5 protein-coding genes and 4 pseudogenes are annotated in these 13,120 nt (G+C 65.4%); 5 read left to right on the plus strand and 4 right to left on the minus strand.

Translation table 11 applies throughout. From position 1 onward, the window contains the following. The first annotated feature begins 589 nt into the window (after positions 1 to 589). Positions 590 to 1,333, plus strand: a pseudogene (locus tag OG462_RS01835) (IS5 family transposase). An 82-nt stretch (positions 1,334 to 1,415) separates the two neighbouring features. Next, on the plus strand, positions 1,416 to 2,810 hold the full coding sequence (locus OG462_RS01840) for an IS30 family transposase (RefSeq protein WP_406053868.1): 1,395 nt from the start codon (positions 1,416 to 1,418) through the stop codon (positions 2,808 to 2,810). A 429-nt stretch (positions 2,811 to 3,239) separates the two neighbouring features. On the opposite strand, the pseudogene OG462_RS01845 reads toward OG462_RS01840, so the two are convergent. After that, a pseudogene (locus OG462_RS01845) lies at positions 3,240 to 3,401 on the minus strand (IS5/IS1182 family transposase); the annotation flags it as partial. 160 nt (positions 3,402 to 3,561) lie between these two features. Here OG462_RS01845 and OG462_RS01850 point away from each other — a divergent pair. Together OG462_RS01850 and OG462_RS01855 are read left to right on the plus strand one after the other, a co-directional pair. Beyond that, positions 3,562 to 4,899 (plus strand): M14 family metallopeptidase, encoded by a 1,338-nt coding sequence (locus OG462_RS01850; protein ID WP_406053870.1) that lies wholly within the window; start codon positions 3,562 to 3,564, stop codon positions 4,897 to 4,899. Positions 4,900 to 5,923: 1,024 nt separating this feature from the next. After that, positions 5,924 to 6,673, plus strand: a complete 750-nt coding sequence (locus tag OG462_RS01855; RefSeq protein ID WP_406053872.1) for a transposase family protein — start codon at positions 5,924 to 5,926, stop codon at positions 6,671 to 6,673. A 780-nt stretch (positions 6,674 to 7,453) separates the two neighbouring features. On the opposite strand, the gene OG462_RS01860 is transcribed toward OG462_RS01855, so the two are convergent. The 3 genes and pseudogenes from OG462_RS01860 to OG462_RS01870 form a co-directional block, all read right to left on the minus strand. Next, positions 7,454 to 8,302, minus strand: coding sequence for a class I SAM-dependent methyltransferase (locus tag OG462_RS01860; protein WP_406053874.1), 849 nt, complete (start codon positions 8,300 to 8,302; stop codon positions 7,454 to 7,456). Between the two features lie 515 nt (positions 8,303 to 8,817). Beyond that, a complete protein-coding gene (locus OG462_RS01865) occupies positions 8,818 to 9,027 on the minus strand; it encodes a hypothetical protein (protein WP_406053876.1) in 210 nt (69 codons plus the stop codon). A 381-nt stretch (positions 9,028 to 9,408) separates the two neighbouring features. Continuing rightward, positions 9,409 to 10,635: pseudogene (locus tag OG462_RS01870) on the minus strand (IS110 family transposase). A gap of 323 nt (positions 10,636 to 10,958) precedes the next feature. Between OG462_RS01870 and OG462_RS01875 the strand changes: the two are divergent. Further along, positions 10,959 to 12,197 (plus strand): annotated as a pseudogene (locus OG462_RS01875) (IS3 family transposase). Positions 12,198 to 13,120 lie beyond the last annotated feature (923 nt).

Genomic DNA, 13,120 nt, shown 5'->3' on the forward strand with positions numbered 1-13,120 from the left:
TGCCGGAGAGTGTGCGCCGAGAATCGGCTGTTCACGCGACACCGTCAGCCCGGCCCGCTGCAGGGCCTCGACCGTTTCCGTGAATCGGTCGGGGTCGACAGCGAGGACGGCTCCGACCGCTCGGACGTGGCCGGCTTATTCACGGGGCCCTGGAGCAGGCCCGCACTAATCTCCTGGTGCGCGGTGTCAGCGGGACACGCCGGATCTGAGTGCCTGATTGAGAACCGATGACGGTAAGTGGAGTGTCACGTTCGCATGGTGGGGCTCTGAAGAGTCCGCAGAAGCAGCAGGACTCCCGTAACAACAGCGGTTGCGAAGCCAAACCGTTGTCACAGGAGTCCTGTCATACCGTTTTACCGTTCCGGGCTGTCCGATGCCAACTCGCTCCCTTCAGCGGGCTGTCCGTGTCCGGCAGGCCGCCATGGGCGGGGCGCCTGTGAGCCGGCGCATCTGGTGCGCTACCCGTCGGACACGAGTGATGCGGAGTGGCAGGTCACCGAGCCTTTGCTGCCCCTGCCGGCCTGGCGGTGGGGCCGGGGCGGCAGCGGAGGAGCACTGCCGCCGGAAGATCGTCGACGCCATCAGGTATGTGGTCGACAACGGATGCAAGTGGCGGGCGCTACCGGCCGACTTCCCGCCCCACCCGACTGTGTATGCCTTCTTCACCCGCTGGGAACGTGCGCAGTATGTCGACGACCTCCATGACACCTTGCGCGACCGCCTCCGCCGGAAGGCGGGCCGCGGCATCGAGCCCAGTGCGGCGGTGATCGACTCGCAGTCGCTACGGGCTGCCGAGACCGTCGCCGTCGGCAGCCGGGGGTGGGATGCGGGCAAGAAGGTGAACGAGCGCAAGCGGCATCTCGCCGTCGATACGCTCGGCCTGATGCTGGTCGTCCTGGTGACCGCAGCCTGTGTCCAGGACCGTGACGGCGCCCGGCCGCTTATCTCCCGGCTGCAGTAGATCCACCACCACATCACACGGGTGTGGGCCGACGGCGGATACGCCGGCAAGCTCGTGACCTGGGCGAGAGAGCGCTGGGACCTCACCGTCGAGATCGTGAAACGCAGCGACGGCGCCCAGGGCTTCGTCGTCCTGCCCCGCCGATGGGTCGTCGAACGGACCCTCTCGTGGATCTGCCGACGCCGACGCTGCGTCCGCGACTACGAACGCCTGCCCGCCCACCACGAAGCCATGGTCAAGTGGTCAATGATCATCCTCATGACCCGCCGCCTCGCCAGACAACAACCCACCCGCACACCTCACCGTGACCGGTTCTCAATCAGGCACTTAGAGATAAGCGAAAACTGTTCTGGATCATACAAGCCTTTGTAGTCCCAATCGAGGCAAGGTTAACCGAGTAGTCAGGGCGGATTCAACCGGTCGTCGCAACACCTCGTGATCATGGAGGTGTCGGATGGTTCGTCGTCAGCAGGCAGCGGATCGGGCGGTGCGGCCGAAGCTGAGGTCTCCGGGGCATCCGAAGTACCAGCGGCATGTCGAGGCGGCGTTCTGGACGGAGATCGCGAAGGGCCTTCTTGCCGAGGAGGCCGCGGGCATTGTCGGCGTGGCGCCGGCCGTCGCGACGCGCTGGTACCGCCAGTGTGGCGGTATGCGACCGTTCGATGCGAAGCCCTGTTCGGGCAGGTACCTGTCGTTTCATGAGCGGGAGGAAATCGCGCTCCTCAAAGCCCAGGGCAAGGGAGTTCGCCAGATCGCTCGAGACGTCGGTCGTGATCCGGGAACGATTTCCCGTGAACTTCGGCGCAACGCGGCCACCAGAGCCGGCAGGCGTGACTATCGCGCATCAGTCGCCCAGTGGAAGGCCGATATGGCCGCACGCCGGCCGAAAGCGGCGAAGCTGGTTGCCAACCCGCGGTTGCACGCTTACGTTCAGGAGCGGCTGTCCGGTCAGATCAGCACGTCACACGGCAGGGCGATCACGGGTCCCTCGACAGGCGCGTGGACGGGACGGAACAAGCCGCATCGCAAGGACCGTGCGTGGGTCCAGGCGTGGAGTCCGGAGCAGATCGCGAACCGGATCAAGCTTGACTTCCCGGATGATGAGTCCATGCGCATCAGCCACGAGGCGATCTACCAGGCCCTCTACATTCAGGGCCGCGGAGCGCTGAAACGCGAGCTGATCCTGTGTCTTCGGTCCGGTCGTGCTCTGCGTGTGCCGCGGGCGCGTTCCCGGCGCAAGACCTGGGCGCACGTCACGCCTGAAGCGTTGATCAGCGAGAGGCCCGCCGAGGCCGAGGACCGGGCTGTTCCCGGCCGCTGGGAAGGAGATTTGATCATCGGGCTGGAGCGTTCCGCGATCGGCACCGTTGTCGAGCGGTCGACCCGGTTCACGATGCTGGTCCATCTGCCCCGTGAAGAGGGATATGGCACGACCCCCCGCACGACGAACGGCCCCGCACTGGCCGGCTACGGAGCGGTCTCCATGAAGAGGGCACTCGCCAACACCATGGCGCCGCTGCCCGAGCAGCTGACACGGTCCGTGACATGGGACCGCGGCAAGGAAATGTCGGCACACGCCCAGTTCCGGGTCGAGACCGGCATCCCCGTGTTCTTCGCCGATCCGCACAGCCCATGGCAGCGAGGCACGAACGAGAACACGAACGGACTCCTGCGCCAGTATTTCCCGAAGGGCACCGACCTCTCGCGCTGGTCCGCCGAAGAAATCGAGGCCGTCGCCCACACACTGAACAGCAGGCCGCGCAGGACACTTGGCTGGAGGACCCCGGCCGAGGCACTCAACGAGCAGCTACTGCTGCTCCAACAGACCAGTGTTGCAACGACCGGTTGAGTCCAAGCAGTACACGATCACAGCGAACCGCTCCAGAAGTCGCAGCCGAGGGCAATCTCGCTTCCGACCAGCAGCCAGTAGATCCCATGAGTCGCTCGCCGATGGATAGTTGGTACTCCAGCAGCGAATCGCATCCTGGGCTGCTTCTCCTCCGGCAGTGACAGTGGCGGGCGGTGGCTTACCGATGTCGTCGCCGGTGGGACCAGGTCAGTACGTGAGATGGGCGAAGGTCCGTCGACGACCCACCAGTGGGTACCGAGCCTGGAACCATGCGGACGCCGCATCGGGCGATGATGGGTTTCGCGCCCAGGGCCCAGGCCAGACGCCGGTACTTGTCGTGGTCGTAGACGCGATCACCCAGCAAGGTGTCGGGCCGTCGCCGGGGTCGGCCGCGCTTGCCACGGACCGGCAGGATGGCCTGAAGCAGGGCCCCGAGACGAACGCCCGGCGTCCGCCGCGCCCCGCCATGGGTCTGCAGACCTGGATCTCGGTGGCATCCAGACGCAGCTCGGCACCCTCAGCCTGAGCATAGGCGAACACATCGGCCAGGGTCCGAAGCCGTATGCCAGGACGGTCGGGCACCACACATCCCGCTCGGCCAGGAGCCTACGCATCCCTCACCCGTCAACCGCAATCACGCGCCGGTTCGTTAGCGACCGAACATACCTTGACTAGTTCATGCCAGCACTGGACCATGTGCCCGGCACCCGCACATGTATGTCGCACACCCACACTCCACTCAGGAGCAAGCATGCGACTTCGAACAAACAGAAGAAAGTCAGCCGCTCTCGCGGCCCTTCTGACGCTCGCCCTCGCGGCGCCCCTCTCCGCAGGCGCGAACCTCGCCGAAGCCGACTCGGAGCCGACTCCGGCAGCCGAGGAAGTGATCCGCCAGTACGAGATCCACAGCCCGTCCACCGTCGCCGAACGTACCGTCCTCGCCGCGACCGGAGTCTCGATCGACGAGGCAGGCGACCACAGCACCGTCGTCAGCGCCAACTCAGCCCAGCTGCGCAAGCTCCGCGCGCTCGGCCACCGCCCCGAGGCTCTCCCAGCCCCGCCCGACCGTTCGGTGAAGGGCCTGGCCGTCCAGCCCTTCGACTTCCCCTCCGCCGACTCGAAGTACCACAACTACGCGGAGATGAACACGGAGATCGACCAGCGACTCGCCCAGTACCCACGCATCATGAGCAAGCGGGTCATCGGGAAGACGTACCAAGGCCGGGACATCGTCGCCATCAAGATCAGCGACAACGTCGGCGCCGACGAGAACGAGCCCGAGGTCCTCTTCACCCACCACCAGCACGCCCGCGAACACTTGACCGTCGAGATGGCGCTCTACCTGCTGCGCGAACTCGGCGCCGGCTACGGCATGGACTCCCGGATCACCGGCATGGTGAATAGCCGCGAGATCTGGATCGTGCCGGATCTCAACCCGGACGGAGGCGAGTACGACATCGCGAGCGGCTCCTACCGCAGCTGGCGCAAGAACCGTCAGCCCAACTCCGGTTCCTCCTACATTGGCACGGACCTGAACCGGAACTGGAACTACAAGTGGGGCTGCTGCGGCGGCTCCTCCGGCTTCAAGAGCTCCGCGACCTATCGGGGTGCTGCCGCCGAGTCCGCACCCGAGGTGAAGGTCGTCGCCGACTTCGTCCGCTCGCGCGTCGTGGGCGGCAAGCAGCAGATCAAGGCGGCCATCGACTTCCACACGTACAGCGAGCTTGTTCTATGGCCCTTCGGCTGGACCACAGCCAACACCGCGCCCGGCATGACTCAGGATGACCGCGACGCCTTCGCGACCGTCGGCGGCAAGATGGCCTCCAGCAACGGCTACACCGCCGAGCAGTCCAGCGACCTCTATATCACGGACGGGTCGATCGACGACTACCTCTGGGGCACCCAGAGGATCTTCGGGTACACCTTCGAGATGTACCCGACATCGTCCTGGTATGGCGGCTTCTACCCGCCCGACGAGGTCATCGAGCGCGAGACGAGCCGCAACCGCGACGCCGTCCTCCAGCTCCTGGAGAACGCCGACTGCATGTACCGCTCCATTGGCAAGCAGGCGCAGTACTGCACCGTCTGACACGCGGATAGGGGCGCCCTGGGGATTCCACGGCGCCCCTATGGTTGACGGGCCTAACCTCGGGCTTTCACTTGGAGTCCGTCCGGATCACGGACGGGAACGCGAAAGTGCCTTCTGAACTCGGACGATGAGCCTTGTTGAAGGCACTGTCGGTCTGGACAGAAGGCACTTTCCACGTCCAGAGCATCGGTCTGCGCCCCGAGCTCCATGTCTGTGCTGACGATGCGGGGGCGGTCGGTCACGCCGGAGCACGGCTACGCACTGCTCAGCCCAGTGGCATCAGCGACCGCGTGATCGAGGACTCAGCGCAGTGGAGTGTACTGGTCATGGCCCGGGCCGGATCGCCACGGACCTCGGTGATGTCGGTTGAGGGCGGCGAGGCGGTCACGAATCTGGCCATGCTACAGGACCAGGGTCAAGTGTTCCGTCCCGTCGCCCCGAAACCGAGGGCCTGGCGGCTGCTGTCGGCCGTCGAATATGTTCTGGACTGCCGGGTCCGGAGTCATGCCCGAGGAGTGGCCTGACGACAGGCAACCGACCCGCTGCGGCACACCGGCGGCGAAAGCCTGTGGACGGGAAGTACCCGGCCTCGTCCTGGACATCGATGCCACTCTGATCACCTGCCACTCCGAGAAAGGGGCGGCCGCGCCCACCGATAAGTGGGCACCTGATCTAGTAATTCAACGGTCTGCGGTCTGATGGCTGGGCAGTTTCTGGGGTGTGTGGCCGCGTTGTTTGTAGTGGCTGAGGCGGGCTTGGAACGGTCGATGCCGTCACCAGTGTGATGACCCGTGCAGGATGTGTTCGAAGGGCGCGGGTTGGCGGTGGGCGAGGCGGTGGATCAGGCGCCTGAGTTCGGCCAGGCCGAGGGGGGACGAGGCCGGAGGGTCCGTTTCTGCTTTGTCATTGAGCATTTTCAGCGTGGCCACCGATCGGGTGATGACCTTGGCGCCCGCAACGGACAGGGCTCCCGGGCCGTTGGGTGAGGTGTTCGAAGTCTCAACCTGCCGGCCCAGGAGCCCTGTTGGTTCCCTATCCTGCCGCACTCGACCTGCCTCATGCGCTGGTCGAGTGGGTCACGATGCTTATCGTCACCCGTGAGGGTGACCGCCGCTGCAAGCTCCCGCCGCACAAGCGCGCCCTCGTCGCTCTCACCTACCTGCGCAAGCACGACACTCTCGCGCAGATCGCCGCCGGGTTCGGCATATCCGTAGGCACCGCCCACGCCTACACCACCGCCGTCGTGCGGCTCCTCGCCGACCGGGCGCCGGGCCTGCTCAAGACCCTGCGCGAGCACGACCCGGACTACGTGCTCCTGGACGGCACCCTCAGCGAGTGCGACCGCCTGGGCGACGCACGCGCCGATTACTCCCACAAGCACCGGCGCCACGGCGTGAACGTGCAGATAGTCACCGATCCCCAAGGCCAGCTTCTGTGGATCTCGCCGGCCTTGCCGGGCCGCGCTCACGATCTGACCGCCGCACGCACCCACCGCATCATCCGGATCTGCGAACGCCAGGGCGTCCCGATCGTCGCCGACCGCGCCTACATCGGCGCAGGCTCCTGGGTCACCACCGCCATCCGCCGCCCGCCCAACGGCGAACTGTCACCGACCGAACGGACGCTGAACCGGGCACTCGCCCAGGCCCGCGCTCCTGTCGAACGAGGCGTCGCCCGCCTGAAGTCCTGGCGGATCTTCCGCCGGAGCCGCTGCAGCCCGAACCGCATGACGGACATCGCCGCCGCGGTCCTCACCCTGGAGAGGCAACGCTGAAAATGCTCATTGTCTCGCGGGCCCGCAGGACATTGAGGCAGGCGCCTGTGCGGGAGCAGGCCCGCCGAGCGCATGCTCGGAGCCGGGGAGCCGTCCGCGGCCGCAGGGGACGCGCAGAGCGTGAAGACCTCTGGCAATGTCGCCGAAGCCGGTCAGGGCATCGGAGCCGGCAAGAAGATCAAGGGCGAAAGCGCCACCAGGTCACCGACACCCTTGGACTGGTCCTGACCGACCTTGTCACCGCCCGCCTCGGTCCACGACTCCACCGATGGCAAGCAGGCTCTGACCGAGTTGGCAGCGGACCATCCGACCAAGGTGTGGGCCGGCAGCAGCTACCAGACCAGGGTCGCCAGCACGGCGTCGGCCTCGGGATCGATGTGGACGTGGTGCAGCGACCGCAAGTGAAGGGCTTCCAGCCAATACCCAAGCGGTGGGTGATCGAGCGGACCTTCGGTTGGCTGATACAGCACCGCCGCCTGGCGCGTGACTACGAAGCCCTGCCGCTGAGAGACTGGACGATGACTAACAAGATGACCGAGAACTCACGGGAGAGTCGGCACCACCCTGGCGGATCGAACGGGCATCCCGCTCGCAACAGCGTGAACATTAATCAGATGCCCCTCTAAAGCGTGGGCGCGGGCGGCGGGAGGTCACGGACGACTTCGCAACGTCGCATCGTTTCTCGGTGGATACAATCCTTCTTTCACCTTCTGATCGAGCTACCCATTCCCCCGACTGAACACATTTCAGTTTCACCGAGCGCTTCTTTATTTCCGCACATCAAAGACGTTCGGCGGTAATCAGCCAAGTCGCCGACGAATACATGATCCCATCCTGCTTCGCGTGACTCTCAATATTCGCGCGCAGATCGGCTAGGGCCCGGTCGCGGTTCTCAGCGTCTCCGAGCATCCACCCGAACAGAGTGCTGATGAACCAGAAGGCGTCATCCGCGTCATGACCAAAGTTCATGGGCGCGCTCAGTTTTTCGAATTTCGGCTCAGCAAAACCAGCCCCAGTGAGCAGATCGCGAACCCGATCCGGATCGAGCAGAGAAAACGGACCGGGCTCATCACCTGGAGGAATCGAAAATTCGCACCCCGCAAGGGTTCTGGAGAACGTTGTGAACCATTCATTACATGAGGGAGCCTGCCATACCAATTGGACCAGTCTTCCTCCAGGCCGCAGCGCCGTCGCAACGTTACTGAAGGCGGAGGCCGGATCGGAGAAAAACATGGTACCAGTCCGGCTGATCGCAACGTCAAATTCCTCACGGGGAAATGGGTGGACCTGCGCGTCGGATTGCTGGAATTCTATGTTGCTTAAGCCTTCCCGGATAGAGGTTCTTTCAGCTACTTCCAGCATTGCCGCCGAAAGATCCACGCCAAGAACCGAACCGCAGGTAGCGAAACGTGCCGCGTCGCGCGCTGTTTCCCCCGATCCGCAGCCGATATCAAGGATCCGGTCTGTGGAACGAATCGCCGCGACGTTGAAGAACCTCTTCCTGTATCCACGCATAGTCAGATTGAATCGTTCCGCATTTTTGGCCCAAAAAATCCCGACGTCACCATCCCACGCTCGCGCCTGCCTGGAGTTTCCTGGATTGATCTGCACAGATTCGAAAACAGTCACAATTTCTCAACTTCCTGAAATTATTCGGGTATCTCGGTGGACGTCCTGTGGATGCCCTGGCGGCTGACGGCTTCTTCTTGAATGCGTCAATGGGAGACACGCCCTGCAGTGGCCTCAGGAATGAAATGATTTCAATTCTCCAAGGCGGCGCAGTCGCTGGTTTATGTCGGCAAAGTCATGGGCAGCGGCGAGCTTGAGCCGCCGGTGCATTCCTCTAGAGTACCGCCCCACTCAGATCGAACTGCTAAAGAAGCTCAGTCACCCTTGCCTTCGCAGCCTTCAAGGAGAGCCGATGCAGCCGTCCGACCACGTTTCTCCTGCAGTGGATCTCTGCTGCCGCAAGCGTCAGCATCAGAGAGGCGCGGCGATAGCCACCCGTCAGCATTAAAATTCCGCATGCGCTCACAGGCGACCGTGCGGATCACCCTTCTCGGAGGCAACAGATACACACAGAGGTACCTCTGGAGAAGGCGAATCCACAGGTCGCGTTTGTCCGGGCATGGGACATGACCGCCTCACTTAGGATCTGCAGAGTTCTGTTCAGCTGTCAAAATGGCGAGATGGGCCATTATTTCCAAGCGGCCTGCATATTCACTGAGGGTGCTTAATTTCACGCCGCGAAATCGCCATCTACCCGAATTGATCTTTTTCGTCAATTGTTTATCCGTGCCGATCCAGTCGGGTGAGCAGCGTCTACTCATTTGTTGGGTCGCTTCTGGAACCATGTGGTCGTAGTAGCGTGTGGCTCGGGCTGGTACAGCGAGGCGAATGCTGCGAGGTCGAAAGGTCTCTTGACAGGTTCTAGGCGGATGGCCGGGCGCGGTGCCGAGCCGCCAGGGCCGGGGAACGAGCGGTTTCGAAGACCGTGCCCGCCACCCGATCGAGCCCCGTGTCCGTGGGGATGGTCACGTACTTCTCGCGGTTCTGGGGTGGCGCTGTCCGTATGGTCGAGGCGCGGAGAGCTCTCCCTGGATCTCAGTCACGGTGCGGGCCTTGCCGAGCTCGGTCTCCAGCCGGGCGTAGTCAGCCTCGAGCCGGGTTCGGGCTGAAGGGCAACGACCGGACGGGCCACACTGTTCGGGTCAGACACCCCATGTCATTTGGTGTCAAGTGGCGTGGAGGTTGGCGTGGTGTGACCAGGCGGTAGCTTCGCTGTAGAGGGTGCGGGTTTTGAGGCATCCGTGGAGGATGCCGACGAGGCGGTTGCCGACCTGTCGGAGGGCGGGGTTGTAGCCGACTTCGCGTGCGCGTTGTCTGTCGTAGTAGCGGCGGGCTCCGGGTGAGGCCCGCACGGCGGAGAACGCCTGGGTCTGGAGGGCGTCGGCGAGGCGGTTGTTGCGGACGTAGCGGGCCTGGACGTGGTGGCTCTTGCCGGAGGCCCGGGTGATCGGGCTGGTGCCGGCGTAGTTCTTGCGGGCCTTCGCGCTGTCGTAGCGGGCGGGGGCGTCCCCGAACTCGGCGAGCACCCGGGCACTGGTGATCTCCGCGATGCCGGGCATCGAGAGGTAGATCTCAGCGTCCGGGTGCGCCAGAAAATGCGCCTTCACCTGTACTCCATCGCGGCGATCTGCTCGTTCAGCGCGATCAGCAGCCGCGCGTGGTCCGCGGTGGTGGCCGCGTAGGCGGCTGTGACCGGCTCGGGCAGTCCAAGCTGCGGCTCGCGCAGAGCGGTGAGGACAGCGGCCGCCTTCGCGTCGCGGTTGCGCCGGCGGTGGCGGTGGCGGTGGCGGGCCAGGACGGCGGTGATCTGGGTGCGGGTCAGTTTCGCCGCCACTGCTGGTGTGGGTGCTTTGACCAGCAGTTCCAGCGCATCCATGCTCGTCAGGGTCAGATCTGCGTAGGCGTTCAGGGCGGCGGGAAAGTACTCCCGCAGCGTGGTGCGCAACCGGTGGAAGGTGCGGGTGCGTTCCCAGATGAGAGTCTGGTGGGCGCGGGCGACGACCTTGACGGCCTGGGCCTGCTCGCTGTCCCCGGCCACCGGCCGCAGCTGGGCACGGTCGAGACGGACCATGTCGGCCAGCGCGTGGGCATCACCCTTGTCGCTCTTGGCACCGGAGGACGCGTGCCGCTCCTTGAAGCGGACGACCTGACGGGGGTTGATCGCGTAGACCTGATAACCGGAGGCGATCAGGGCCTGCACCCACGAACCACGGTCGGTCTCGATCCCGACCACCACGTCCGCCGGCTTCAGGCCCTCGCCGCCGTGACGGGCGATGAGCTCGTGCAGTCTGGCGATGCCTGCCACCCCCTCGGGCAGGTTCACGGCGGCCAGCCTCGTCCTGGAGCTCGACATCGTGGTGATCTTCGGCCCAGTCGTCACCGATCAGCAGCAACAGACCCTCCCCAGTCAGTACTTCACCCAACAGCGGTGCAGCCAGCGGAAGGCACGGCACGCGGCCTAATGGATCTAGTGCTCACGCCCTGACGGGCGGGCACGCCACCCCATCAGCGGTCTGGCCTCCCGGCCGACCATCAGGGGCACGGTCTGACCCCAGAACTCGAATGGTTCTGGCAGCGATAGTGCTCACCTGCTGGCGGCTACGGAACCGAGCATTCCCCGGTTCCGTAGCTCCCATTAGGCAGCCGTGAGCTGCTCTTGCTCTCGGGAGTCCCTGAAGCCTGGACTACGGTCCGGGCATGAGGAGAACCACGAGCTGTGCCAGCACCACGTAAGTACCCCGATGAACTTCGTGAGCGCGCCGTGCGCGAAGTCCGCTCGACCGGCCGGCCGGTGACCCACGTCGCCCGTGACCTGGGCATCCACAAGGAGGCCCTGCGGTCCTGGGTCCGTCAGGCCGAGGCTGACGCGGGCGAGCGCGACGACCGGCTCGCCACCCTTGAACGCGACGAGCTGAAGGAACTCCGCAAGGAGAACGCCGAGTTGAGGCGGGCGAATGAGATCCTGAAAGCGGCCAGCGTGTTTTTCGCCCAGGAGATCGACCGTCCCCGGACGAGGCCGAGCAGGTGATCGACCACCTGCGCGACGGCTTCGGGGTCGATCCCGTATGCCGGGTGCTGGACCTGTCCCCATCGACGTACTTCGCACGCAGGACACGGCCGAAATCGGCCCGCCGACTCCGCGACGAGGAACTGATGTTGCTGGTCACAGCGGTGTGGGAGGACTCCGGCCGGACCTACAGAGCCCGCCGGATCACCCGGGCCCTGGTCCGCGCCGGGCACCGGGTCGCGCGGGCACCGTCGAGCGGCTGATGCGCGAGCTCGGCATCGAGGGCATCATCCGCGGCCGGCGCCGCCGCACCACGATCCCGGAACCGACCGCCCCGCGCGCCCGCCCGACCTGGTCAGCCGGCAGTTCGAGGCCGAGCGCCCGAGCCAGCTCTGGCTGGCTGATCTGCCCTACGTCCGCACCTGGTCGGGCTGGGTCTACGTGGCGTTCGTCCTGGACGCGTACTCCCGCCGGATCGTGGGCTGGCAGGTCGCGGACCACATGCGGACCGACCTGCCGCTGGACGCGCTGGAGATGGCTCTGTGGCGGCAGAAGATCAAGACGGATGCCGATCTGATCCATCACAGCGACCACGGGTCGCAATACGTGTCCATTCGCTACACGGAGCGATTGACCGAGGTCGGCGCCTCGGCATCGGTCGGGTCCGTTGCCGACTCATACGACAACGCCATGGCCGAGGCCCTGAACGGCACTTTCAAAGCCGAGTTGATCGAGCATCAGGGGCCGTGGCGGGACTTCGGCCAGGTCGAACGGGCCGTCCTCCGGTGGGTCGCCTGGTACAACGGCGAACGACTCCACTCCGCCCTCGACTACGTCCCGCCAGATGAGTACGAACACGCGTACTGGGAACACCGGGCGCAAGACCCGCAACCGCTTGATCACACGATCGCGGACTCCACAAAAGTCGGGGCCGCTCATGTTGGTTGACGGCATCCGGGGCTGTCCCCTGGGCGGGTGGGACGACGAGGCTCCGGACGGCACCGTGGAGGGCCGTGCCACCGAACTGAGCGCGCCGAAGCCGGCGAACAGTTCGCGTACGTCTTCGACGTGGGCGACGGCTGGGACCGCTTGTGCACGGTGGCCGAGAAGCGCAGCGCATCAACCCCCTCGATGAACTCGGCGCGGTATCGGACCGGCCCGTTTCCTATCGGGCTCTCGGCTGCTTCCCCGACCAGTACGCACTCCGCCGGGACGGGGACGGTGGGGAGTCGCCCATGCCGAAGCGGCCAGGTCGCGGGTTCAGTGATCTGCCGTGGTGGGGCCGAAGATGACCTCACTCTGCATACAGGAGGTGGCCGCGAGCGGGAAGTACAGCCGGCCGCTGGTCCCCCGCCCGCTCGGCAGCCCCTGACCCAGGCGGGGGCACCACACGCTTCCTCGGGGACATTGTCCTGTACTGGCGAGTGCGGTGGCAGCGCCCTGTCAGCGCGCCTGCCCTCCGCGCGGACGGCGCGGTCCAGAGCCGGGTCGCCGGAGGTGCGGGTCGCGGTCGGCTGGTGGGGACGGAGAGGAGAAGCCGCCCGGAACAGCGGAACGTGGGGGTGAAGGCAACGTCACCGTGGACGGCCTTGTGGTGTCGGGCCGTTGGGTCACGGCACGGGTGATGATCCTGGCATGAGGGATCAGAGGAGCGCAGGCGACGCAGACCTCCTCAACGCTCCACACCCGGCCGAAGGCCGGGTCGTGGCGCAGGATCAGCGCCGCGGTGCCGGTGCAGTACACCTTGGTGTCCTCGTGGGCGGCGCAATGCTCAGTGCGACAGTGGCACGCGGCGTTGGGTCGTAGCGTGGCAGCTTTGGCGTGGGCAGCGGCATGCTGGGCGGCGAACGTGCGCAGCGACGCCAGGTCCT

The organism is Streptomyces sp. NBC_01077, from assembly GCF_045162855.1.
Classification (GTDB): Bacteria; Actinomycetota; Actinomycetes; order Streptomycetales; family Streptomycetaceae; genus Streptomyces.

Excerpts from the sequence above, each read along its gene's own strand:
- OG462_RS01840 (WP_406053868.1), top strand. The coding sequence starts at position 1,416 with ATGGTTCGTCGTCAGCAGGCAGCGGATCGGGCGGTGCGGCCGAAGCTG.
- OG462_RS01850 (WP_406053870.1), top strand. The coding sequence starts at position 3,562 with ATGCGACTTCGAACAAACAGAAGAAAGTCAGCCGCTCTCGCGGCCCTT.
- OG462_RS01865 (WP_406053876.1), bottom strand. The coding sequence starts at position 9,027 with ATGGTTCCAGAAGCGACCCAACAAATGAGTAGACGCTGCTCACCCGAC.